Annotated in this window: 21 protein-coding genes, 4 tRNA genes and 1 riboswitch; of the genes, 9 read left to right on the top strand and 16 right to left on the bottom strand. The window is 71.0% G+C overall.

Going from position 1 to position 21,763, the window contains the following annotated elements; all coding sequences use genetic code 11:
• The first annotated feature begins 32 nt into the window (after positions 1 to 32).
• Positions 33 to 398 carry a PH domain-containing protein gene (locus ACTOQ3_RS06425; RefSeq protein ID WP_440082485.1) on the top strand — a complete coding sequence of 122 codons (366 nt, stop codon included), beginning with the start codon at positions 33 to 35 and terminating at the stop codon, positions 396 to 398.
• A gap of 48 nt (positions 399 to 446) precedes the next feature.
• On the opposite strand, the gene glgA is transcribed toward ACTOQ3_RS06425, so the two are convergent.
• On the bottom strand, positions 447 to 1,643 hold the full coding sequence (gene glgA / locus ACTOQ3_RS06420; RefSeq protein ID WP_440082484.1) for a glycogen synthase: 1,197 nt from the start codon (positions 1,641 to 1,643) through the stop codon (positions 447 to 449).
• A gap of 48 nt (positions 1,644 to 1,691) precedes the next feature.
• On the opposite strand from glgA, the gene glgC reads away from it, so the two are divergent.
• Positions 1,692 to 2,918: a glucose-1-phosphate adenylyltransferase gene (gene glgC / locus ACTOQ3_RS06415; RefSeq protein ID WP_350966885.1), complete on the top strand. Its 1,227-nt coding sequence runs from the start codon at positions 1,692 to 1,694 to the stop codon at positions 2,916 to 2,918.
• Between the two features lie 143 nt (positions 2,919 to 3,061).
• Here glgC and ACTOQ3_RS06410 read toward each other — a convergent pair whose 3' ends face one another.
• Positions 3,062 to 3,748: a CGNR zinc finger domain-containing protein gene (locus tag ACTOQ3_RS06410; RefSeq protein WP_440082483.1), complete on the bottom strand. Its 687-nt coding sequence runs from the start codon at positions 3,746 to 3,748 to the stop codon at positions 3,062 to 3,064.
• A 64-nt stretch (positions 3,749 to 3,812) separates the two neighbouring features.
• The gene (locus tag ACTOQ3_RS06405; protein WP_440082482.1) at positions 3,813 to 5,030 is read right to left on the bottom strand and encodes an MFS transporter; all 1,218 of its coding nucleotides are present in this window, start codon (positions 5,028 to 5,030) and stop codon (positions 3,813 to 3,815) included.
• 452 nt (positions 5,031 to 5,482) lie between these two features.
• On the opposite strand from ACTOQ3_RS06405, the gene ACTOQ3_RS06400 reads away from it, so the two are divergent.
• A complete protein-coding gene (locus ACTOQ3_RS06400; RefSeq protein WP_440082481.1) occupies positions 5,483 to 5,830 on the top strand; it encodes a class I SAM-dependent methyltransferase in 348 nt (115 codons plus the stop codon).
• Between the two features lie 130 nt (positions 5,831 to 5,960).
• Positions 5,961 to 7,127, top strand: a complete 1,167-nt coding sequence (locus ACTOQ3_RS06395; protein ID WP_440082480.1) for a DUF5685 family protein — start codon at positions 5,961 to 5,963, stop codon at positions 7,125 to 7,127.
• Between the two features lie 79 nt (positions 7,128 to 7,206).
• On the opposite strand, the gene ACTOQ3_RS06390 is transcribed toward ACTOQ3_RS06395, so the two are convergent.
• The 6 genes from ACTOQ3_RS06390 to ACTOQ3_RS06365 all read right to left on the bottom strand — a co-directional run bounded on the left by ACTOQ3_RS06390 (position 7,207) and on the right by ACTOQ3_RS06365 (position 15,389).
• Positions 7,207 to 8,325, bottom strand: coding sequence for a mechanosensitive ion channel family protein (locus tag ACTOQ3_RS06390; RefSeq protein WP_440082479.1), 1,119 nt, complete (start codon positions 8,323 to 8,325; stop codon positions 7,207 to 7,209).
• Between the two features lie 91 nt (positions 8,326 to 8,416).
• On the bottom strand, positions 8,417 to 9,412 hold the full coding sequence (locus ACTOQ3_RS06385) for a ribonucleotide-diphosphate reductase subunit beta (protein WP_440082478.1): 996 nt from the start codon (positions 9,410 to 9,412) through the stop codon (positions 8,417 to 8,419).
• 42 nt (positions 9,413 to 9,454) lie between these two features.
• On the bottom strand, positions 9,455 to 11,665 hold the full coding sequence (locus ACTOQ3_RS06380) for a ribonucleoside-diphosphate reductase subunit alpha (RefSeq protein ID WP_440082477.1): 2,211 nt from the start codon (positions 11,663 to 11,665) through the stop codon (positions 9,455 to 9,457).
• A gap of 116 nt (positions 11,666 to 11,781) precedes the next feature.
• Positions 11,782 to 11,982: riboswitch (cobalamin riboswitch) on the bottom strand.
• A gap of 4 nt (positions 11,983 to 11,986) precedes the next feature.
• On the bottom strand, positions 11,987 to 13,006 hold the full coding sequence (locus tag ACTOQ3_RS06375) for a tripartite tricarboxylate transporter substrate-binding protein (RefSeq protein WP_440082476.1): 1,020 nt from the start codon (positions 13,004 to 13,006) through the stop codon (positions 11,987 to 11,989).
• A gap of 243 nt (positions 13,007 to 13,249) precedes the next feature.
• Positions 13,250 to 15,070: a glutamine--fructose-6-phosphate transaminase (isomerizing) gene (gene glmS / locus ACTOQ3_RS06370; RefSeq protein ID WP_440082475.1), complete on the bottom strand. Its 1,821-nt coding sequence runs from the start codon at positions 15,068 to 15,070 to the stop codon at positions 13,250 to 13,252.
• A 43-nt stretch (positions 15,071 to 15,113) separates the two neighbouring features.
• Positions 15,114 to 15,389: a hypothetical protein gene (locus ACTOQ3_RS06365; RefSeq protein WP_362843370.1), complete on the bottom strand. Its 276-nt coding sequence runs from the start codon at positions 15,387 to 15,389 to the stop codon at positions 15,114 to 15,116.
• A gap of 153 nt (positions 15,390 to 15,542) precedes the next feature.
• On the opposite strand from ACTOQ3_RS06365, the gene ACTOQ3_RS06360 reads away from it, so the two are divergent.
• From ACTOQ3_RS06360 to ACTOQ3_RS06340, 5 genes are all read left to right on the top strand, one after another.
• Positions 15,543 to 17,777: an N-acetylmuramoyl-L-alanine amidase gene (locus ACTOQ3_RS06360; protein WP_440082474.1), complete on the top strand. Its 2,235-nt coding sequence runs from the start codon at positions 15,543 to 15,545 to the stop codon at positions 17,775 to 17,777.
• A gap of 88 nt (positions 17,778 to 17,865) precedes the next feature.
• Positions 17,866 to 17,937, top strand: a tRNA-Gly gene (locus ACTOQ3_RS06355).
• Positions 17,938 to 17,962: 25 nt separating this feature from the next.
• Positions 17,963 to 18,033 (top strand) — tRNA-Cys (locus ACTOQ3_RS06350).
• 74 nt (positions 18,034 to 18,107) lie between these two features.
• Positions 18,108 to 18,179: transfer RNA gene (locus ACTOQ3_RS06345), tRNA-Gly, on the top strand.
• 13 nt (positions 18,180 to 18,192) lie between these two features.
• Positions 18,193 to 18,267, top strand: a tRNA-Val gene (locus tag ACTOQ3_RS06340).
• Positions 18,268 to 18,345: 78 nt separating this feature from the next.
• On the opposite strand, the gene ACTOQ3_RS06335 is transcribed toward ACTOQ3_RS06340, so the two are convergent.
• From ACTOQ3_RS06335 to ACTOQ3_RS06305, 7 genes are read right to left on the bottom strand one after another with little or no spacing between them, the layout of a single operon-like run.
• Positions 18,346 to 18,858 carry a hypothetical protein gene (locus tag ACTOQ3_RS06335; protein WP_440082473.1) on the bottom strand — a complete coding sequence of 171 codons (513 nt, stop codon included), beginning with the start codon at positions 18,856 to 18,858 and terminating at the stop codon, positions 18,346 to 18,348.
• Positions 18,855 to 19,346, bottom strand: a complete 492-nt coding sequence (locus ACTOQ3_RS06330) for a MauE/DoxX family redox-associated membrane protein (protein WP_440082472.1) — start codon at positions 19,344 to 19,346, stop codon at positions 18,855 to 18,857. Before ACTOQ3_RS06330 ends, ACTOQ3_RS06335 begins: the two co-directional genes overlap by 4 nt.
• A 3-nt stretch (positions 19,347 to 19,349) precedes the next feature.
• On the bottom strand, positions 19,350 to 19,862 hold the full coding sequence (locus tag ACTOQ3_RS06325; protein ID WP_440082471.1) for a hypothetical protein: 513 nt from the start codon (positions 19,860 to 19,862) through the stop codon (positions 19,350 to 19,352).
• A gap of 48 nt (positions 19,863 to 19,910) precedes the next feature.
• Positions 19,911 to 20,063 (bottom strand): hypothetical protein, encoded by a 153-nt coding sequence (locus ACTOQ3_RS06320; RefSeq protein WP_440082470.1) that lies wholly within the window; start codon positions 20,061 to 20,063, stop codon positions 19,911 to 19,913.
• A complete protein-coding gene (locus tag ACTOQ3_RS06315; RefSeq protein WP_440082469.1) occupies positions 20,060 to 20,557 on the bottom strand; it encodes a hypothetical protein in 498 nt (165 codons plus the stop codon). The genes ACTOQ3_RS06320 and ACTOQ3_RS06315 overlap by 4 nt, the downstream gene beginning before the upstream one ends.
• Before the next feature lie 5 nt (positions 20,558 to 20,562).
• A complete protein-coding gene (locus tag ACTOQ3_RS06310) occupies positions 20,563 to 21,090 on the bottom strand; it encodes a hypothetical protein (RefSeq protein ID WP_440082468.1) in 528 nt (175 codons plus the stop codon).
• Complete coding sequence (locus tag ACTOQ3_RS06305) at positions 21,075 to 21,746, bottom strand: hypothetical protein (protein ID WP_440082467.1); 672 nt, start codon at positions 21,744 to 21,746, stop codon at positions 21,075 to 21,077. The genes ACTOQ3_RS06310 and ACTOQ3_RS06305 overlap by 16 nt, the downstream gene beginning before the upstream one ends.
• Between the last annotated feature and the right edge of the window lie 17 nt (positions 21,747 to 21,763).

Below are 21,763 nucleotides of genomic sequence, written 5' to 3'. Positions count from 1 at the left end.
GGACACAGACCCCCCTAGAGATTGCGAGCGTCATGGCGCAGGTTGTGTACGACCGCAAGGAGCAGTACCAGCAGATCGAGAGCGGCCTGATGCCCGGCGAGCAGATCATCGCCGTCTACGACGCCATCGGCGCGGGCACCGGCTTCCTGGGGCTCACCGACAGGCGCGTGATCGTGCAGGACAAGTCGTTCGTCGGGAAAAGGATCGCCATCACGAGCATCCCCTACAACAAGGTCTCGGCGGTGAGCGTGGTGAGCAACAAGTCGATCGCGGGCTCCTTCTTCTCCTCGGGCGCCATCGCCATCCACGTGGGCACCCACACGTACGAGGTGGAGTTCCGGGGCGACAACAAGGCGCACCACGTGCACAACGTGATCCTGCACTTCATCACCGCCTAGGAACTCCCTCGATCACCGCCTGGGACCCCCTTCCGGGAGCGGGAACCGTCACCCGGCGGAGATCGGCGCCTCCCCGCGGGCGACCCGCCGGTAGAGCTCCATCGTCCGCTCGGCGATGCGCTCCCAGGAGAAGTGCTCCACCGCGCGGACCCGCCCGGCCTCGCCCATCCGGGTCGCGAGGGCGGGGTCGGCCAGCAGCCGGTTGACCCGCTCGGCGAGACCGGCGGCGAAGGCCTCGGGGTCGTGCGGGGTGCCGTCGGCGGCCTGGTCGATCGGGACCAGCAGGCCGGTCGAGCCGTCGGCCACGACCTCGGGGATACCGCCGGTGGCGGTGGCCACGACGGCGGTCTCGCAGGCCATGGCCTCCAGGTTGACGATGCCCATCGGCTCGTAGACGGAGGGGCAGACGAACACGGTCGCGTGGGTGAGGATCTGGATCACCTCGGGACGGGGAAGCATCTCCGAGATCCAGACGACGCCCTCGCGGTCGAGCCCGCGCACCAGCGCGGTCACCTCGGCGGCGATCTCGGGCGTGTCGGGCGCGCCCGCGCAGAGCACCAGCTGGGCGTCGGGGTGGAAGTCGCGCGCCGCGTGGAGCAGGTGGACCAGGCCCTTCTGCCGGGTGATGCGGCCCACGAAGACGACGTACGGCCTGCTCGGGTCGATGCCGTGCCGCTCCAGGACGTCGGTGTCCCGGTCGGGGGCGTACTCGCCGGTGTCGATCCCGTTGTGGATCACCGTGACCCTCTCCGGCGAGATCTCCGGATAGCTCGCCAGCACGTCGCGGCGCATCCCCTCGGAGACCGCGATGATCGCGTCGGCGGTGGCCAGCGCGCCGCGCTCGGCCCACGATGACAGCGTGTAACCGCCGCCCAGCTGCTCCGCCTTCCACGGCCGCAGCGGCTCCAGGCTGTGGGTGGTCACCACGTGGGGCGTCCCGTACAGCATCTTGGCGACGTGGCCGGCGAAGTTGGCGTACCAGGTGTGGCTGTGGACCAGATCGGCGCCCTCGCACCCGGCGGCCATCTCCAGATCGACGCCGAGCACCTGGAGCGCGGCGTTGGCCGTCTCCAGGCCGCCGGGCACCCGGTAGGCCGCGACGCCCTCCTCCGGTCGTGACGCTCCGAAGCAGCGGACCCGGGTGTCGGCGAGCCTGCGCAGCTCCCGGGCGAGGTATTCGACGTGAACTCCCGCCCCTCCGTACACGTCGGGGGGATATTCACGGGTCAGCAGATCCACTCGCATGCGATCAGCCTAGTGTTTCATCCCTGTTCATCAGGTTAGGGTCCATCTATGAGAGTCCTCGCGATCGTGCTCGCCGGTGGAGAAGGTAAGAGGCTCATGCCTCTGACAGCTGATCGAGCAAAGCCCGCGGTGCCTTTCGGGGGGATATATCGGCTCGTCGACTTCGTACTGTCCAATCTCGCCAACGGTCACTACCTGCAGATCGTCGTGCTGACGCAGTACAAGAACCACAGTCTCGACCGGCACATCTCCCGGACATGGCGCCTGTCGGCGATGCTCGGCAACTACGTCACGCCGGTTCCCGCCCAGCAGCGCCTCGGGCCGCACTGGTTCTCCGGCTCCGCCGACGCGCTGTTCCAGAATCTGAACCTCATCTACGACGAGATGCCGGACCACGTCATCGTGTTCGGCGCCGACCACATCTACCGGATGGATCCCCGGCAGATGGTCGAGCAGCACATAGAGTCCGGGGCCGAGGTGACGGTGGCCGCGATCCGGCAGCCGCTGTCGCTCGCCGACCAGTTCGGGGTCATCGAGGCCGACCCGGCCGGGCGGCGGATCGTCGCCTTCCGCGAGAAGCCGAAGGACGCGGTGGGCCTGCCGGACGCTCCCGACCAGGTGTACGCGTCGATGGGCAACTACGTCTTCAAGACCCAGTCCATGATCGACGCGCTCAGGGAGGACGCGCTCGACCCGACGAGCAAGCACGACCTGGGCGGCAACATCATCCCGATGATGGTGAAGTCGGGCAGCGCGGAGGTCTACGACTTCGCCGACAACATCGTGCCCGGCTCCACCGAGCGCGACCGGGGCTACTGGAGGGACGTCGGGACGCTCGACGCCTACTACGAGGCCCACATGGACCTCATCTCGGCGCACCCGGTCTTCAACCTCTACAACAGCCGGTGGCCCATCTACACCGGTCACGACCCGCTTCCCCCGGCCAAGTTCGTGCACAACGACGGCGACCGGGTGGGCAGGGCGATCGACTCCCTGGTCTCCGCGGGCGCGATCGTCTCCGGCGGGCTGGCGGAGCGCTCGATCCTCTCCCCCGGCGTGGTGCTGCACTCCCACTCCCAGGTCGAGGACTCGGTCCTGATGGGCAACGTGAAGGTGGGCCGCGGCGCCATCGTCCGCAAGGCCATCATCGACAAGAACGTGATCATCCCGGACGGCGCCAGGATCGGCTTCGACCTGGAGTACGACCGCAGCCGCTTCGCGGTGACCAGCGGCGGCATCGTCGTCATCGGCAAGAACGAGATCGTCGAACGCTGACCGAGGGACCTGTCCCCGGTTCTCCGGCCCCGCCGTGACGGCGGGGCCGGGGCACCCCCCGTACCGGCCGGGCCCGAGCCTCAGTGGTCCCGCCCGGAAGTTCGTCGGGAGTCAGTAGTCGAGGTAGAGATCGCGTACGAGTCCTACGGGGTTCCGCCCCGGGCGGCGCGGCGGCGCTCGGTGAGCCGCCGGGCCTTGGCCGTGTTGCCGCAGTCGGCCATGCGGCACCAGCGGCGGGAGCCGTTGCGGCTCTGGTCGAGGAACAGCCATCCGCAGCCGCCGTCGCGTATGGGGCAGCGGCGTACCCGGGGCAGGTCGGCCGTCCGCAGGACGTCGAGTGCGGCCTCGGCGACCCGGTCGGGTATCAGCATGGCGGGTATCGTGCCGTAGGTGAGCCGCACCTGCGGCGGGTCGCCTCTGTCGAGCACCAGCGCGGCTCTGGCAGCTGCCCCGACCCATCGCTCGTGCAGCACGACCAGCGCGGCCCCGGCCGCGATCGGATCCCCCTCGCCCGCGTCGTCCGCCGGCCCGCCGTCGGCGGGCCGGATCGTTGCGAGCACCACGAGGTGCAGCCCTTCCCGGATGTCCCGTACGGTGGCCAGCCCCGCCTGCGCCGACGCGGGATCGTCGTGCCACGCCTGGCCGGCCCGATCGCGCTCCGCGTCGCTGATCAGGCCTGCCCTGGCCGCCCAGCGCAGCAATGCGGGAGCGTCGGACAGATAGTCGTGGGGCGGCCCGCCGTCGAGCGGTACCCCTCGTTCGAGCGTGTTGACCAGATCGAGCGCGGGGTGCCCGCCGACCAGGGGAAGGTGTCCCACGTCGAGTGACATGCCCTTGAGGCTACCACTCAAGGCAGGCAAGGAGGTTGCACGGTTCGGTGCGTTGAGCATCGGATCACGTGACTCGGGCGCCCTCGGGCAGGAGGTCGGCGGCCGTGGCCGGTGCGCCCTTCCGCCGGCTGGACAGGACCGGCTCGGCCAGCACGATGGCGAACGCCGCCAGGCTGAGCAGCGCCCCGGCCAGTGCCGTGCTGCGCACGCCCGGGCCAGAGAGGAGCACGCTGCCGAGGAACGCGCCCGCGGTGATGCCCACATTGAACGCCATGGAGGTAGCGGCGCTCGCCATGACCGACTCGCCCGGCGCGTACACGAGCACCCGCGATCCCAGTACGGCGGTCAGGCCTGCGAGTGTGAAGCCGGACAGGGAGATCGCGATGACGGTCCCGACCTGGGAGGCGCCGAACGCGTACTGCCCGGCGAGCGCCAACGCCTGTAGGCCTATGAGCCCCGTCATGGTGCTCCAGCCGTGGCGGTCGACGAGGTAGCCCACCACGAACACGCCGGCCAGGCCCGCGATCCCGCGTGCCAGCAGAAGCGGGCCGATCGATGACTCGGTGAAGCCGCTGACGTCGCTCAGGAACGGGCTGATGTAGGTGAACGCCGTGAACGCGCCGGTGACCGCGACCGCCGTGGTGGCCACGATCGACAGGTACCGGCCGCGGTCGGGCGCGCTGCCCCGGTCCGCCGCGCCCTGCCCGGCGGGCGTGTCGGGCAGGACGGCCGCGATCGTGGCGAGGACGAGCAGGGCCAGGCCGCTGAGCGCGAGGAACGCCACCCGCCAGTTGGTCTGCTGTCCGAGCCACGTGCCGGCCGGAATGCCGGTCAGCGCGGCGCTGGAGGCGCCGGCGTACAAAATGGACAGGGCCCGGCCGCGCACCTCGGCCCGGAAGAGGCCGGCGGCGGCCGGCGTCACGATGGCCCAGAACAGCGCCTGGCTCAGCGCGGTCACCATCCGGGCGCCCATGAGCAGCCAGTAGTTCCCCGCCATGGCTGACAGGCAGGTCGCCACGACGAAGATGCCCAACAGGACGCACAGCAGCCGCCGCCGGGGCAGCCGGCGAGTCAGTCGCGTGAGCGGCAGGGACACCAGCACGATGATCAGGCCGTATCCGGTGACCAGGAGCCCGACCGCTGACGGACTGGTGCCGAGATCCCGGGCGATCAGGGGGAGCAGGCCGATGGGCAGCGACTCGGTGGTCACGTAGATGAACACGGCCAGGGTCAGGGCGGTCAGTGCGACGATCGCCGACTTGCTTCCGAAGCGTTCTTGCACGCGGTCTCCTCGGCTGATTCACCATCGTTCGGGATGATGAAGGTAGCTTCTTCACGTCGCCTCGCGAGAATTTCCTGCTGGAAATGAATGTAGACGTGTGTGTGCTACCGGTCAATGCAATTTAGACGGTACGCTGACGGCTATGCAGGAGCCCGAGCGCGGGGCGGCTTCCGGCCATGTCATGCGCCTGGAGATTCAACAGGGTCGCAGGGGCGTGCCGGCCGGGCCGATCGAGCAGCGCACCCGGGACCTGGGGAGGAGATGCCGCCCGAGACCGAGCGCGACCGCCGGCTCGCCCCAGGAGACGACCTCCGAACCCTCCACGACCTCCCCGCCACCCGAACCACTTCGACCGGCACGCCCCCGGGGTTCGCCGGTCACCGTCCGTCATGAGGAGTCCGAAGGGGGACGGCGTGCGGATCGTTGTCGGTGGCGGGTGACATGATCCGGCGATGCCGGAAAACAGTGCTTCGATCGCGTCCTTCTGGGACGCTGTCGCCGCCTCCTTCGACGAGGAGGCCGACCACGGCCTTCGCGACCCCCGGGTCAGGGCCGCCTGGGCGGAGCGCCTGCGCTCCTGGATGCCCGCCTCTCCCGCCGACGTCCTGGATCTGGGGTGCGGCACCGGCTCGCTGTCCCTGGTGCTCGCCGAACAGGGCCACCGGCCGGTCGGGGTGGAGCTTCTCCTGGCGGCGCTGCGGCCGCTGGTCGAGACCGCCCGCGTCGAGCCTCTGCTCGATCCCGCCCTGTGGGGGCGGGCCATCGAGGACGAGAGATACGCCGTCGTCGCGTTCGCGTAACCGTCTGGACGTACCTGCCCCTCTCCGCGCGACTTCTTGATCGGTACGGGATAGATTCTCCCGATACGTTGCACGACTTCCCGGAGAGCCCCAAGGACCTCCGGACAGACCCCCAGGTACGAGAGATCACATGTTCGGCATCATTCGTCCCTGCGGCGAGCACTCCTGCCCGACGCTGCACCGGGCCTGGATGGCACACCTGTGCGGGCTGTGCCTGACCCTCAGGGACGGGCAGGGGCACGCGGCCCGGCTGGCCACCAACTACGACGGCCTGATCATCTCGGTGCTGGCCGAGGCGCAGGGGCCGGCGGGCTCCCCGCACCGGACCGCCGGCCCCTGCGCGCTGCGCGGGTTCCGGCCGGCGGACGTGGTGGACGCGCGGGCCGCGGGCGTACGGCTGGCCGCCACGGTGTCGCTGGTCCTCGCGGCGGGCAAGCTGCGCGACCACGTGGCCGACGGCGACTCCGCGCCGGGCACCGGCGTGGCGCGCAGGGTGCTGGCGGCCCGCTGGGAGGCGGCGGGGGCCCGGATGGGGGCCGGGATCGGGTTCGACACCGCCTCGCTGGCCTCGACGGCCGAACGCCAGATCGAGCTGGAGAGCGCCTCGGGAGTGACGCTGCTGGAGCTGACCGCTCCCACCGAGGAGGCCGTCGCCGCCGCGTTCGCGCACACCGCGACGCTCGCGGGCACCCCGGGCAACGCGGCGGCGCTGGCCGAGGCGGGCCGGTTCTTCGGCCGGATCGCCCACCTGCTGGACGCCGTGGAGGACCGGGCGGACGACGCCGCCCGGGGGGCGTTCAACCCGCTGACCGCCACCGGCACCTCCGTACGGGAGGCACGGCGGCTGTGCGACGACGCCGCGCACGGCCTGGAGCTGGCGCTGCTGGAGCTGGAACTGGCCGACCGGCATCTGGTGGACGTGCTGCTGGGCACCGAGGTGCGGCGGGCGGTGGACCGGACGTTCCGCCACGCCTCCGGCCCGGATCACGGTCCCGCCGGCGAGGCGTGCGCGCGGCCGCGCGGGGAGCACGACCGCGAGACGCCGCCCCACCCCGGGGAGTCGGGGCACTCCTACGAGCGGCCCGGATTCGTCCGCAAGTCCGCCGCCGGGGTGGGGACCCTGCTGACCTGCGGACTCTGGCGGCCCCGGTGGAGCTCCCGCAGGCGGAACGCCTGGGACGACCGCTGCTACCTGACACGCTGCGACGGCTGCGGCTGTGACGGGTGTGACGGCTGCTGCGACTGCTGCAAGTGCTGCACCAAGTGCGACGGGTGCTGCTGCGACTGCGGCGCCTGACGCTCCGGGGCGCGGCCCGCCGGGCGTCGCGGACCGCTCCCGAACACGCCTCACGAACCGGACGGGCGGGCCCGTCGCCTCAGACCGGATCCCGCCGGTCGCCGTCCCGATCGCGAGAACCGTCCTCACGGGAGTCGCCCCCCAGGCCCCGCGACATCAGGCCCGCGCCCATCAGCCCGGTGAGCGTCCCGGGAACGGTCGCGGACGGGGGCGGGATCTCGACCCGGAAGCGGGGCAGCGCCTCGGGGTACCTCTCTCGGATGAAGGTCACCATGTGCTCGCGCATGTCGCACTTGAGGTCCCAGGCACTGGCGGAGTCGGCGGCGCTCATCAGGGCGCGCAGCTCCAGCAGCCCGTTGGGAAGGGTGTCGGTGACCTGGAGGGTCCAGTCCTTCTGGTCCCAGAGCGGGTGCTCGCGCAGGGCCCGGTAGAGCTCGGCGCGCAACTCCTCCACCGGCACCGACCAGTCGACCCGGAACATCACGTGGCCGATCACCCGGCTGCTGTGCCGGGTCCAGTTCTCGAACGGGTTGGCCGTGAAGTAGGAGACCGGCAGGACGAGCCGCCGCTCGTCCCACAGCCGCAGCACCACGTAGGTCAGGCTGAGCTCCTCTATTCGGCCCCACTCCCCCTTCACCACGACGACGTCGTCCAGCCGGAGCGCGTCGCTGAAGGCCAGCTGGAGCCCGGCGAGCATGTTGCCCAGGGTCGACTGGGCGGCGATACCGACGACGACACCGGCGATCCCGGCCGAGGCCAGCAGCCCGGCCCCGAGCGCCCGCACCTGCGGGAAGGTGAAGAGCATCGCGCCCAGCGCGACCACGATGATCACCGCCGAGGCGACCCTGCGGACCAGGGTGATCTGGGTGCGGATGCGGCGGGCCCGGCGGTTGGCCTCGCCCTCGACGGTGATCAGGCGTTCCAGCACCACGTCGGTGACCGCGTAGGCGGCCTGGATGACCAGCCAGGTGGCGCATCCGATCATCGCCAGGCCGAGACCCTGATAGACCAGCCGGCCGACCACGGTCGCCGTCATCTGGGGCTCGTAGGCGGTGTAGGCCGTCACCACGGCGGCCGTGGCGAACCCCGGCCAGGTACAGCGGCGCATGAGCGGACCGGCGAGAACCCATTTCTCACCGATCAGCCGCGAGCGCAACACCCGTCGTACCACCTCCACCGCCACGACGGCGGCCGCCACGGAGACAATCATCATGATCCAGCCGGACACTTGAGGCGTCCTCCTCGACGTCTGTCATCCTCGTCGTGCTCTTCCCTGGATCACCAGCTAATCAGAAGGATTCGTCGAATGTGACATTCCCTTCGACGGCTATCTGGTAGGCCGAAACCCGCCGTTCGAAGAAGTTGGCCAGCTCCTGCACGTCCTGCAACTCCATGAACGCGAACGGGTTGGCCGTGCCGTAGCGGGCGGGCATCCTCAGCCTGACCAGGCGCTGGTCGGCCACGTACTCCAGGTACCGGCGCATCTGGTCCACGCTCATCCCGAGCAGGCCGTCGCCGCACAGGTCGGCCGCGAAGGCCAGCTCGGCCGCCACCGCCTCCTCGATCATCTGGGTGACCTGCTCGGCGAGCTTGTCGTCGAACAGGTCCGGCTCCTCGGCCCGTACGGTCTCCACGACGCCGAAGGCGAACTCCATGTGCATGGACTCGTCGCGGAACACCCAGTTCGTCCCGGTGGCCAGGCCGCTGAGCAGGCCCCTGGAGCGGAACCAGTAGACGTAGGCGAAGGCCCCGTAGAAGAACAGCCCCTCGATGCACGCCGCGAAGCAGATCAGGTTGAGCAGGAACGCCCGCCGGTCCTCCCGCGTCTCCAGCCGGGTCAGCCCGCCGAGCGAGTCGATCCAGCGGAAGCAGAACTCCGCCTTGTCCCGGATCGAGGGGATGTGCTCGACCGCGGCGAAGGCCTTGACCCGCTCGTCCGGATCGGGCAGGTAGGTGTCCAGCAGGGTCAGGTAGAACTGGACGTGCACCGCCTCCTCGAACAGCTGCCTGCTGAGATAGAGGCGCGCCTCGGGGGCGTTGAGGTGCTGGTAGAGGTTGAGGACGAGGTTGTTGGCCACGATCGAGTCGCCGGTGGCGAAGAACGCCACGAGGCGGTTGATCAGGTGGCGCTCCTCGGGCGTCATCCTCGCCAGGTCGGCCAGGTCGGAGGTGAGGTCCACCTCCTCGACGGTCCAGGTGTTGCGGATCGCGGCCCGGTAGCGCTCGTAGAACTCGGGGTAGCGCATCGGCCGCAGGGTGAGATCCATGCCGGGGTCGAGCAACATCGGGTGAATGCCTTTCTGAGGGCTTTCGGGGAGCCGGGGCGGCTACTGGCAGGCGTCGCAGTACTCGGGGTTCTCCAGGGAGCAGGCGACGGCTTCGGGGTCGGGCGCCGCCCGCTCCACCGGCGCCGCCACGGTGGCCTGCGCGATCCTGGTGGCCGGGCGCGAGCGCAGGTAGTAGGTGGTCTTGAGGCCCGACTTCCACGCGTAGGCGTACATCGAGGAGAGCTTGCCGATGGTCGGCGTGGCCATGAAGAGGTTCAGCGACTGCGACTGGTCGATGTACGGGGTGCGCGCGGCGGCCAGGTCGATCAGCGCCTTCTGCGGCAGCTCCCAGGCCGTCCGGTAGAGCGCCTTCAGGTCGGCGGGGATCTCCGGGATGTCCTGGACGGAGCCGTCGGCGCGCTTGATCGCGTCGCGGATCAGCGGGGTCCACAGGCCGCGGGCCTGGAGGTCGCGGACGAGATAGCGGTTGACCTGGAGGAACTCCCCCGAGAGGGTCTCGCGCTTGAAGACGTTGGAGACCTGCGGCTCGATGCACTCGTAGCAGCCCGCGATGGAGGCGATCGTGGCCGTCGGCGCGATCGCGATCATCAGCGAGTTGCGCAGGCCGGTCCCGGCGATCCGCTCCCTGAGCTCGGCCCACTCCGCGGACCCCGCCGCCTCGTAGTGGTCGGGGTGGAGCACCCCGGCGGCGGCCCTGGTCTCCTCGTACGACGGGTGACGGCCCCGCTCCACGGCCAGGTCGGAGGAGGTCCGGTAGGCGGCGAGCGCGATCTCCTCGGAGATCCTGGTGGACAGCTCCAGGGCGCGCGGCGAGTCGAACGGCAGCCGCAGCGTGAACAGCACGTCGGCCAGGCCCATCACGCCGAGCCCGATCGGGCGCCACTTCCGGTTGGCCGCCTCCGCCTCGGGGGTCGGGTAGAAGCCCAGGTCGATGGTGCGGTCGAGGAACCGCACGGCGGTACGGACGGTCGCGCGCAGCCGCGCCCAGTCGACGGCCTCCCCGGCGTCCGCCGACAGGTGGGCGGCGAGGTTGATCGAGCCGAGGTTGCAGACGGCGGTCTCCGCGTCGCCGGTGACCTCGAGGATCTCGGTGCAGAGGTTCGACAGGTGGATGACGTTCTGGGGCCTGGCCGTCTGGTTGGAGGTCCGGTTGGCGGCGTCCTTGAAGGTCATCCAGCCGTTGCCGGTCTGGGCGAGCGTGCGCATCATCCGCCCGTACAGGGTGCGGGCGGGGATCTGCCGGGTGAAGCGGCCCTCGGCCTCGGCGGCCCGGTAGGCGTCGTCGAACGCGGCGCCGTACAGGTCGGTGAGGTGCGGGACCTCCTTGGGATCGAACAGCGACCAGACGCCGTCGGCCTCGACCCGGCGCATGAACTCGTCGGGGATCCAGTTGGCCAGGTTCAGGTTGTGCGTGCGGCGGGCCTCCTCGCCGGTGTTGTCGCGCAGTTCCAGGAACTCCTCGACGTCGGCGTGCCAGGGCTCCAAGTAGACGCAGGCCGCGCCCTTGCGCCGGCCGCCCTGGTTGACCGCGGCCACGCTGGAGTCGAGCGTGCGCAGCCAGGGCACGATGCCGTTGGAGTGACCGTTGGTGCCGCGGATCAGCGAGCCCCGCGAGCGGACCCTGGTCCAGGCGATCCCGATGCCCCCCGCGTACTTCGACAGCCGCGCGACCTGCCCGTAGCGCTCGTAGATGGACTCCAGCTCGTCGCGGGGCGAGTCGAGCAGGAAGCACGAGGAGAGCTGGGGCCTGCGGGAGCCGGAGTTGAACAGCGTGGGCGAGCTGGGCAGGTAGGACAGGGTGGCCATGAGCGCGTACAGCTCGGCGGCCTCCTCGACGGTCTCGGACAGGCCGCAGGCCACCCGGAGGAAGAAGTGCTGCGGGCGCTCCAGGACCTTGCGGGTCCTCGGGTGGCGCAGCAGGTAGCGGTCGTAGACGGTACGCAGCCCGAAGTACTCGAACCTGGCGTCGGCCTCCGGATCGGCCAGCGCGTCCAGGACCCCGGCGTGGGCGGCCACGAACTCCGCGAGCCCGTCCTGGATCAACCCCGCCTCGTGGGTCGCGGCGATGGACTCGGAGAAGTCGCGGACGCCGTGCTCGGCGGCCTCGTCGGCGATCAGCTCGGCCAGCATCGCGGCGGCGACCCTGGAGTTCTCGGGATCGGTGATCACCCGGGCGGCCGCCTCGTCGATGGCCAGCCTGCGGTCGTCCGACGCGGTCCCCGCCGCGGTCTCCGCCAATGCCTGTGTCACGTAGTGCCCCTCGCTCGATCGGACTTCCCCGTACGGCTCCGCCGGATGGGCACGCGTCCGCGAGCGATCCCGGGCACGCCGGATCGCCTCGTTCCGCGGACCCTCCCACGAGGCCCTGGACGTTCACGTCACCGGCAGGTCTTCGGACTCACGGGCGCACCGCACACACCTACCGGCCGTCGCTTCCCAGGCATGGTTCACCCAGTGCTCGATAACGGCTTTCGTTCCCGTTCACCGCTGCGGGGCAGTCCCGGAATCTCACCGGGTTCCCTCTTGCCTCGCCCCTCGCGGGGCGAACCAGCAACGAGCAGGATCCTACATCTAGGGGCGCCGGACGCAACTACCCCAACAGGTTGTGTCGGAGGACTTCAACAGTCCGAGCTCGTGAAGCACGCCGCGAGTGCGGCCCGTCTCGGTGGAGAGCCACTGGCGGAACTCGTCGCCGCTGAGGTAGACCCGGCTCCAGCCGTGGGACGCGCACAGGGCACGCCAGCGCGGCGCGGCGTCGATCCTGTCACACAGGGCGATCGCGGCGTCCCGGTCCCCCGGGCTCATGCCCTTGGGACCCAGCAGGCCGCACCAGTCGCTGTACTCCAGGCGGACGTCGACCTCCATGAGCGTCGGCGCGTCGATCCCGTCGATCCGGCCGCCGGAGGAGACCACCAGGGGCCGCAGGCGGCCCGCGGCGATCTCGGGCCGCAGGGCGCGCGCCGATCCCAGCAGGGCCGCCACCCGGCCGACGTGGAGCGCCTCGGCGGCGTCCTCGGGGGCGAGGTATCCGGCGTACTCCAGCAGCCGGATGTCCACCCCCAGGCACTTGCCGATCATGCCGTAGAGCACGTGGTCGGAGCCGCCCTCCGACCGTCCGCCGACCGTCAGCCCCGCCGGGTCGTGCCGCAGCCGCGCGACGAAGTCCTCGAAGGTGCGCAGGCGGGAGCCGGAGGAGACCACCAGGACCGCCCAGTCGCCGACCAGGCGGGCGATGGGAGTGGCGGCGTTCACCACGGCCGTGGTGTTGGCGATCTCCGCGGCGGCCACCATCGGCATCGCGGTGACGAGCAGCCTGCCCTCGCGCGCGAAGGGTCCGCGGAAGGCGCCGAACGCGTCGCGCGGGGCGGAGCCCAGGGCTCCCGCCCGCTCGACGGCCATGGCGGTGCGCGCCAGTCCCGACTGGACCAGGACGGTCGCCAGCCTGCCCGCGATCCTGTCCCAGCCGTGGCCGTCGGCGGTCGGCTCGAGAAGGAACAGGCGCTTCACCGCCGGATCGGCGCCGCCGTCCGCACCGCACCCCGCGGCGACCACGGCCCCCGCCGCCAGTGCGAAAAACCCCCTACGGCGCATAAGCGCCCCTTCCCCCAAGAACCCCCTATACCATAGGTTACTTTCCCCTCACTTTCTGTGATGAAGTGGGGTATGCCGGAACTTCCGGTGATCCACGTTCGGGCACGGATCACCGGAAAACACTGGAAATCCGGATATCGAAGACGACCGTCTCGCGAGGGCTCAGGAAAACGCACCCCCGCCCCCGGCAGGCCGGGGACGGGGGTGCGAAGGCAGAGAGGTAGAAGAGAGGTGGAGAGGGTCTCACTCCACCGTGACGCTCTTGGCCAGGTTCCTGGGCTTGTCGACGTCCCTGCCCAGCGCCACGGCGGCGTGGTAGGCGAAGAGCTGGAGCGGGATCGACAGCAGGATCGGGTCCAGCTCGGTCTCGTTCTTGGGCACCACGACGCAGTCGTCGGCCAGCTTGGGGTCGGCCGTGCGGTGGCCCACCATGAGCACCCGGCCGCCCCGGGCGCGGATCTCGCCCAGCGTGGTGAGGTTCTTGTCCAGCAGTTCGTCGTCGGGGACGATCGCCACCGTCGGCATGTCCGGGCCGATCAGCGCCAGCGGCCCGTGCTTGAGCTCGCTGGCCGGGTACGCCTCGGCGTGCACGTACGAGATCTCCTTGAGCTTCTGCGCGCCCTCGCGGGCCACCGGGTAACCCCTGACCCGGCCCACGAACATCATGCTCGGCGACTCGGCGTACTTGCCCGCCAGCTCCTCGATCTGCGGCTCCAGCGCCAGGATCTCCTTGATCTGGTCCGGCAGCCTCCGCAGGCCGTCGCAGATCCTGCGGCCGTCGGCGGGAGACAGGTCACGCACCCGGCCCAGGTGCAGCGCGAGCAGCGCGAAGGCCACGGCGGTCGAGGTGAACGCCTTGGTGCTCGCCACCGAGACCTCGGGACCCGCATGCAGGTAGACGCCGCCGTCGCACTCGCGGGCGATCGCGCTGCCCACGGTGTTGACGATGCCGAGCACCCGGCCGCCCTTGCGCTTGAGCTCCTGCACGGCGGCGAGGGTGTCGTAGGTCTCCCCCGACTGGCTGATCGCCACGTACAGGGTATCGGCCTCCACCACCGGGCTGCGGTAGCGGAACTCGCTGGCCGGCTCCGCGTCGGCCGGGATGCGCGCCAGCTCCTCGATGAGCTGCGCGCCGATCTGGCCCGAGTAGTACGCGGAACCGCAGCCGATGATCTTCACCCGGCGGAACGAGCGGGTCTCCCGCGCGTCCATGTTGAGACCGCCCAGGTGGGCGATGTGGAAGCGGTCGTCCAGCCGCCCGCGCAGCGTCCTGGCCACCGTGTCGGGCTGCTCGGAGATCTCCTTGAGCAGGTAGTGCTCGTAGCCGCCGGTGTCGTAGTGCCCGGCCTCCCAGTCGACGGTCAGCGTCTCCTTGGCCGTCTCCCGCGCGTCGCTGGCGAAGGTGTTGAACCCGTCGGCCCGCAGCACGGCGATCTCGCCGTCCTCCAGGTGCACCACCTGGCGGGTGTAGCGGACCAGCGCGGCGACGTCGGACGCGGCGAACATCTCCTTCTCGCCGATGCCCAGCACGATGGGGCTGCCGTTGCGCGCCACGACCACCTCGCCGGGACGCTCGGAGTCGATCACCGCGATCCCGTACGTGCCGACGACCCGCTTGAGCGCGGTCCGCACGGCCTCCTCCAGCGAGTCGGCCTCCTTGACCGTGCGGGCGATCAGGTGCGACAGCACCTCGGTGTCGGTCTCCGACAGGAAGATCGCCCCGTCGGCCTCCAGCTTGGCGCGCAGTTCGTCGGCGTTCTCGATGATGCCGTTGTGCACGACGCCGATGCGCTCGTCGGTGGACAGGTGCGGGTGGGCGTTGACGTCGCTGGGCGCGCCGTGGGTGGCCCAGCGGGTGTGGCCGATGCCCAGGCCGCCCTTGAACCGCGCGGGCACGACCGCGGCCAGGTCGGCCACCCGGCCCTTGACCTTGCGCATCTTGAGGCCCTTGTTGGAGACCACCACCCCGGCCGAGTCGTAGCCCCGGTACTCAAGACGCTGCAGGCCCTCCAGCAGGATGGGTGCCGCGTCCTTGGGCCCTACATAGGCCACGATTCCGCACATGTAACCGCTCCTTGTCCATAAACGATCGGGGTGCCGTCGTCCGCTACCCGTAGACGATCCGGCGAAGCTGCCGCAGGGAGAGTTCGGGTGCCGCGACACGGCGTACCGCCAGCTCGGCGGCGACCCTGGGGAAGATCTTCTCGTTGACCAGCCCCCTGGCCTTGAGCTCCGCGTGGCGCCGCCGGACGAACTCGTCGACGGGCTCGGAGAAGTAGGCCAGCACATCCGCGACGACCCGCGCCGCCTCGCCCGGACCGAGCGCGCTCGTCCGGGTCAGGTGGGTGATCAGATCCTCGTGTGGATTCCGTGCCGTGGACACAGAGCAGGACCATACGCATCCGGGAGAGAACACACCAAGTTTCCTGCCCGATTCCGGGCAGAGAATCTCTTCAACATCTCAACCCCGCCGCAATGCGCGACAGTCGGTAATCTCTGATAACTCTAGGTAGTTACCAGAGGGGGAGGAACCGCTATGCGCCGCCTGCCGGGGACCACCGTCGTCGCCGCTCTCACCGTCCTGGCCTCGGTCGCCCTGGCCTCGGTCGTCCCGGCGCAGGCAGCACGTCCCGGGGACCGGCCCACCCGGCTTCAGACGCACCCGGCCCCCGCCGGGACCACCGCGCCGCCCGCCACGGCGACGGGAGCGGGGGCACGGTCCGGCAGGCAGGCCGCCTTCACCGAGGCGGCACGGAGGTACGGGGTGCCGGAGAGCGTGCTGCTCGCGGTCTCCTACCTGGAGTCCCGCTGGGAGGGCCACGACGGGCTGCCCAGCGTCTCCGCCGGGTACGGCCCGATGCACCTGATCGACGGCCGGGCCGAACCCGGGCACCCCCACGGCGCCGGGGAGGACCCGCGCGGCGACGAGACCCGGCCGCGCGTGATCGCCCTTCCCCCCATGGCGGCGGACCCGCCGGAGGACACCCTGCGGCGGGCCTCGGAGCTGACCGGCCTGTCCCCCGACCGGCTGCGCGAGGACGCCTCCGCCAACATCATGGGCGGTGCCGCGCTGCTCGCCGACTACCGGCGCCGTACCGGCGGCGAGGGCTCCGGCGACGATCCGGCGAGCTGGTACGACGCCGTCGCCCGCTACCCCGGCGCCCCGGAGGGGGGCGTGGCGGCCGAGGAGGCGGCGCCGTCCTTCGCCGACGAGGTCTACGCGACGATCCGGGCCGGTGCCGCGCGGGTGACCGGCGACGGCGAGCGGGTGATCCTCCCCGCCACGCCGGGCCTGTCCACGCCCCCCGCCCCGCCCGCCCCCGCGGCGTGGCGCCGCGCCCCCGCGCCCACCCCGGCACCCGCCACCGTACGCGCCGTACGCGCCACGGGGTCCGCCGCGAAACCCGCCACCAAGCCCACCACGAGGCCCACCACGAGGCCCACCACGAGGCCCACCACGAGGCCCGCGACGCCCGCCACCAAGCCCACCGCGGTGCCCGCCAGAGTGCCCGCCCCCACCCCGGCGCCCGTCCCCACCCCCGCCACGAAGATCGCCATGATGCTCGCCAAGCGGCCCGCTCCCGCGCCGGGACCCGACTGCCCGAAGAGCGTCTCCTGCGAGTGGCTCCCGGCCGCCTACAAGCGGCTCCCCGGCGGCGGGTACGGCAACCACGACCGCTCCGCCGGCCCCCGGAGGATCGACTACATCGTGATCCACGACGGGGAGACGAGCTACGACGCGATGACCCGCCTGGTCAAGAACCCCGCCTACCTGAGCTGGCACTTCACCATCCGCTCCGCCGACGGCCACATCGCCCAGCACCTGCGGGCCAGGGACATCGGCTGGCACGCGGGAAACTGGTACGTCAACTCCCGATCCATCGGCCTGGAGCACGAGGGCTACCTGGCCAGGGGCGGCGCCTGGTTCACCGAGGCGATGTACCGGGCGTCGGCCAGGCTGGTCCGCCACCTCGCCGCCAAGTACGACGTCCCCCTCGACCGGGCGCACATCCTGGGGCACGACAACGTGCCGGGCACCACCCCGGAGACCGTGGGCGGCATGCACGACGACCCCGGCCCCTACTGGGACTGGGCCCACTACTTCGAGCTGCTCGGCAGGCCGCTGCGCGCCTCGGGCGGCGACGACGCGCGCTCGGTGCTGATCAGGCCCGACTACGACACCAACAGCCCGGGATTCACCGGCTGCGCCGGGGGGTGCCGCGGCCTGGGCGCCGCCTCGGTCTGGCTGCGCACGCGCCCCTCCGCCACCGCGCCACTGGTCAGGGACATCGGCAAGCACCCCACCGGCGGCTCCACGTACAGCGTCTACGACCACGCCGCCCGCGCCTCCACCGGCCAGCGGTACGCGCTCGCCGAGCGCAGGGGCGACTGGACCGCGATCTGGTATCTCGGCCAGAAGGCCTGGTTCCACGATCCGGCCGGAGCTCCCACCTCCGTGCGCGCGTCCGGCCCCCTGGTGACGCCCAGACCGGGCCGCTCCCCGGTCAGGGTGTACGGCAGGGCCTACCCGAAGGCGCCCGCCTACCCGGGGGGCGTTCCCGTACAGACCCTGACCCCGCTGCAGTACTCGATACCCACCGGGCAGGCGTACAGCTCCGGCGCGACGAGGCGGGCCTCCTACCTCAGGGCGGCCGCCTTCGACCCGTCCGAGCACCATGTCGTCACAGGAAAGATCCGCTACCGGCAGATCCAGTTCGGGCACCGGATCATGTTCGTCCGGGCCTCCGACGTCCAGCCGGTCACCAGGTGAGGATCTCCGGCGGCCCGCCTGGTTGCGCACATCAGCCCTGCGGAGGCGCTAGAGTTTTCACGTGCCCCGGAACGTTTCCGGGAGTCACGCGGAAGTGGCTCAGTGGTAGAGCATCACCTTGCCAAGGTGAGGGTCGCGGGTTCGAATCCCGTCTTCCGCTCCGGCGGGTCCTCAGGGGCCCGGCCGGTGGAGTGGCCGAGAGGCGAGGCAACGGCCTGCAAAGCCGTCTACACGGGTTCAAATCCCGTCTCCACCTCAACGCACGACCATCGGACCCCCAGGGATCCGGTAAAGTAGTGCGAGCGCGGAGGGGAAACCCGAAGCGGATACGCGGAAGTGGCTCAGTGGTAGAGCATCACCTTGCCAAGGTGAGGGTCGCGGGTTCGAATCCCGTCTTCCGCTCTGGTTCACCCGAGGACGATTAGCTCAGCGGGAGAGCGCTTCCCTGACACGGAAGAGGTCACAGGTTCAATCCCTGTATCGTCCACCATATCTTCACGGTTCAGATGGGGCTTCGAAGCTCCTGCGAGGTTTGTTCACGGGTCGCCGGGAGGCGAGCCTCAGCCTTTCATCCCGCTTTCGCGGCCTGGTCGCGCGCGGCGTCGGCGATCGTCCCGAGGTCGTCCATGGCGCTGGGACCGTTGACGACGACCAGGTGGTCGTCCGTGAAATTGGCGATCTCCGTCGTGTCGCCGCGCCGCACCACGTTGGTCGGGCCGGGCCGCCCCTCGACCTTTCCCACGGAGCCGCATTCGGCGTAGAAGCGCTTGAAGGCCTGGACGGTCTCGATCCCGGAGACGACGAGCTCCGAGACCGACACCCCGTCCGCCGAGGTGAACACCCGGAACCGCACCCGGGCCTCCCCCGGGGCGATGACCCGCTTCCCGCACGGCACCAGCGCCCTGTCGAGGTCGGCCCAGCGCACCTCGCCGGTCCTCTCGGCCGTCCACGGGCCACCGGGCAGTTGCGAGGCGTCGAGCAGCACCTGCGCCGTCGGCTTGACGATGACGGGCTCCCCTTCCGCGGCGCAGGCGGACAACCCGGCCACGGCGACGGCGGCGATCAGCGTCCATCGGGTCATCTGATCCTCCTTCGAGGGGACACGGACGATACCGACGCCGCGACGACCGCCAGCAGGGTCACGAACCCGGCGACGGCCAGGTGCATGAGGCGGACGGCCACGTCTTCCGGAAGGGAGACCGTGCCCGCCGCCATCATGGCACTCGCGGCGGCCCACAGACCACCGATGACGATCTTCAGCGGGGACACGGGACTCACCCCGTCCAGGCAGCCGCACGGCACCCGGCCCCGCGCCCGCAACAGGACCACGAGATACCCGGCCAAGGCGGTGTGCCACACCGCCGCGGCCCCCCAGACGTGGCGGCCGGGGTCACCCACGACCCAGGCGGCGATCACCGCGACGCCGACCACCGGCTCGGCCAGGCCGGCGGCGCGGATCATCCAGGCGGGCAGCAGGCCGTGCCCGCGCGTGACGTCGTCCTCCCGTACGAAGCCCGCCATCACGAGGAGCAGCGCACCGGCCAGCGCGACGTCGGCGAGCAGGATCATCCTTCACCGGCCCAGGAGGAGAACCAGCAGCACGAGCAGGAAGCCGGCCGCGCACCATCGGCCCACCCGGGCCGACCGCCCCAGCAGGTGACGATCCCACCTCTGGGGGTCGCCGCTCAGCGAGCGGGTGAGCGGCATCAGCACCCGGCCCATGCCGAACCCGAGCCCGGCCAGCACCCCGGGGAGGATGCCCCCGACGAGCACGACGGTGAGGACCAGGGCGTGCGGGAGCGCGGTCGGGGTGAAGGTGCGCACCCCGGTGCCCATCTCGAAGCCGAACTGGAACGGGCCCTCGAACCGGGCGCGCGGGATGATCTCCTGTGGCACGAGCCTGCGGTTCTGGATCAGCTGGAGCGGTCGTCCGGCGAGTTCGAACACCAGCAGAACCGCCACCACCGGGACCAGTACCCAGGTCCGCCCGGCTTCGGGCACCACCGACACGAGGCCTCCGAAGGCCCCCACGACCGTCCCCGACACCAGCCCGCCCAGCACGAGCCCGGACGAGAACGCCGTCATCTGTCCCCGCCAGACCGACGAGGTGAGCAGATCCGCCGAGTTGAGGCTTCAAACCGAGCCGGACAGCGAGAACCCGGCGACGATCCCCATCAACGTCCAGGCGATGAGGTCCAGCCGGCCCGGCCATACCGCGCCGGCCACGGCCATCGCGGCGGCCACGGCGAACAGGAGCCCCGCGGTGCGGGTGGCGGCCATGGTCACGGGTTCGCCTTGGAGCAGATGTAGAACGTGCTGCCCGCGCCGTACACCACGAAGCGGCCGTCGGCGCAGCGGTAGGGGGTGCCGCTGTGCGTCCAGCGCCAGGCGTTCTTCTTCGTGACCCCGCTCGCGCCGCAGTTGACGATCGGCGTGTAGTACGAGTAGGCGTTGCCGTCGGTGCGGAACCAGCCGTCGCTGCCGCAGTAGCTGCTGGAGTACGCCGCGCCCACGCACACCCGCTGGGTGGTGCCGTCCCGGTACCCGTCGAAACTGGCGTAGCCGGAGTTGGAGCAGCCGGACCACTCCGAACCGACGGTCGCGGAGGCGCTCCTGATACGCGCGGGCGGCAGGGCGCCCACCACGTTCAGCGCCAGCGCGCCGCCGAGGACACCGACCGACTTGACCATCGTGCGCCGGGACACCCTCTGCCGTACCGAGGGGCGCGCCTCGGTCTCCTCCTCCGCCGTCGGCACGTCGGCCCAGTAGTCGCCGGTCATGTCACTCACCTCACGTTCGACGATTCGGGCTGATCCACCCCGAGGAGCCGGTCCAGGTCCGGGTCGGACCCGACCGCGCGGCGCCACTCCTCGGCGCCGTCCGGGGCGTACTTGACGAGAGAGGGGGTCGCGCCGACCGCGACCGACCCCAGCAGTTCGGCGTCGGCGACGGCGCTGACGTGCGGGACCCGCCCGATCCACGCCGCGCAGGCCTCGGTCGCGCTCAGCAGGATCAGGTGGCCGTCGATCGCACCGGGCGGGATCGCGGCCAGGTGGCCGGCGCGGTCCCGGCAGCTCAGGCAGTGCTCGGACACCACGAGCACGAAGGTCGGCCGCCCGTCGGCGGAGGCGAACCGGGCGAGGCGCCGGACCGCGGCCGGGCCGGGAGCGGGGGTGGCGAGCACCGCCTGCTGCAGCTCGCGCACGGTCCTCAGCAGGGCGGAGATGGCGAACAGCGCGACCACCATGCCGAGGAAGGCGAACACGGCCAGCGAGTTGACGACGTTCTGCACGGCCGTCAGACCAGCCCGCACGTGAGGGAGTCGACGACGGCCGCGAACCGGGGGTCGTCGGCCTCCCGCGCCATGAGGATCGCGGTCGTCGTCGCGTTGACCAGGATCGCCGAGCGGAGCACCCGCCCGTCGGCGGCCCTCTCGTCGCGTTTCCACAACGCGCCGCCGCGCACCCGCTTGCCCGAGCCACCCGGAGTGGGCAGCGACCCGGCCGGGTTCACCTGGATCGAGCAGACGCCCTCCAGGCTGTTGACGGCCAGCAGGTCGCCGAGGCGTACGCGCGCGCCGAGCCTCGGCGCCAGGACGACCCCCTCCGGGGCGTCGTGGATGTCGAAGAGGGAGAGGTATCCGATGAACACCTCGAAGGGCACGTTCGCCCCCGGGACGAACGTGTAGACCTCGTGGTGCGGCCCGATCCACAGCATCGTCGTGCCGCCGCCCTCCAGGTCCTCGTGGGAGACCAGCCGGGCCCCGTTCCAGGAGACCTCGCGGACGGTGAACCGCTCGTACTCACCGAGGTGGCGGGCGATCAGCTCGCGCGAGCCGGCCGCGCCGGTATGGAAACGCAGGGCGCCGTTGTCGCTCTGCGCCCAGATCATGTAGCTCCAGCCCATGGTGAACGGCTGGGGGCTGCCGTCGACGGTGAGGGTCCGACCATCGGGTGTTCGCGCTAACATCGCCACCGCCCCAGAGT

It is taken from the genome of Streptosporangium sp. LJ11 (assembly GCF_051918945.1).
GTDB lineage: Bacteria > Actinomycetota > Actinomycetes > Streptosporangiales > Streptosporangiaceae > Streptosporangium.
Note: the sequence above shows the minus strand (reverse complement) of the source record. Positions and strands in the feature narration are given on the sequence as shown.

Excerpts from the sequence above, each read along its gene's own strand:
- ACTOQ3_RS06425 (WP_440082485.1), top strand. The coding sequence starts at position 33 with ATGGCGCAGGTTGTGTACGACCGCAAGGAGCAGTACCAGCAGATCGAG.
- glgA (WP_440082484.1), bottom strand. The coding sequence starts at position 1,643 with ATGCGAGTGGATCTGCTGACCCGTGAATATCCCCCCGACGTGTACGGA.
- glgC (WP_350966885.1), top strand. The coding sequence starts at position 1,692 with ATGAGAGTCCTCGCGATCGTGCTCGCCGGTGGAGAAGGTAAGAGGCTC.
- ACTOQ3_RS06410 (WP_440082483.1), bottom strand. The coding sequence starts at position 3,748 with ATGTCACTCGACGTGGGACACCTTCCCCTGGTCGGCGGGCACCCCGCG.
- ACTOQ3_RS06400 (WP_440082481.1), top strand. The coding sequence starts at position 5,483 with ATGCCGGAAAACAGTGCTTCGATCGCGTCCTTCTGGGACGCTGTCGCC.
- ACTOQ3_RS06395 (WP_440082480.1), top strand. The coding sequence starts at position 5,961 with ATGTTCGGCATCATTCGTCCCTGCGGCGAGCACTCCTGCCCGACGCTG.
- ACTOQ3_RS06385 (WP_440082478.1), bottom strand. The coding sequence starts at position 9,412 with ATGTTGCTCGACCCCGGCATGGATCTCACCCTGCGGCCGATGCGCTAC.
- ACTOQ3_RS06375 (WP_440082476.1), bottom strand. The coding sequence starts at position 13,006 with ATGCGCCGTAGGGGGTTTTTCGCACTGGCGGCGGGGGCCGTGGTCGCC.
- glmS (WP_440082475.1), bottom strand. The coding sequence starts at position 15,070 with ATGTGCGGAATCGTGGCCTATGTAGGGCCCAAGGACGCGGCACCCATC.
- ACTOQ3_RS06360 (WP_440082474.1), top strand. The coding sequence starts at position 15,543 with ATGCGCCGCCTGCCGGGGACCACCGTCGTCGCCGCTCTCACCGTCCTG.
- ACTOQ3_RS06335 (WP_440082473.1), bottom strand. The coding sequence starts at position 18,858 with ATGACCCGATGGACGCTGATCGCCGCCGTCGCCGTGGCCGGGTTGTCC.
- ACTOQ3_RS06330 (WP_440082472.1), bottom strand. The coding sequence starts at position 19,346 with ATGATCCTGCTCGCCGACGTCGCGCTGGCCGGTGCGCTGCTCCTCGTG.
- ACTOQ3_RS06325 (WP_440082471.1), bottom strand. The coding sequence starts at position 19,862 with ATGACGGCGTTCTCGTCCGGGCTCGTGCTGGGCGGGCTGGTGTCGGGG.
- ACTOQ3_RS06315 (WP_440082469.1), bottom strand. The coding sequence starts at position 20,557 with ATGACCGGCGACTACTGGGCCGACGTGCCGACGGCGGAGGAGGAGACC.
- ACTOQ3_RS06305 (WP_440082467.1), bottom strand. The coding sequence starts at position 21,746 with ATGTTAGCGCGAACACCCGATGGTCGGACCCTCACCGTCGACGGCAGC.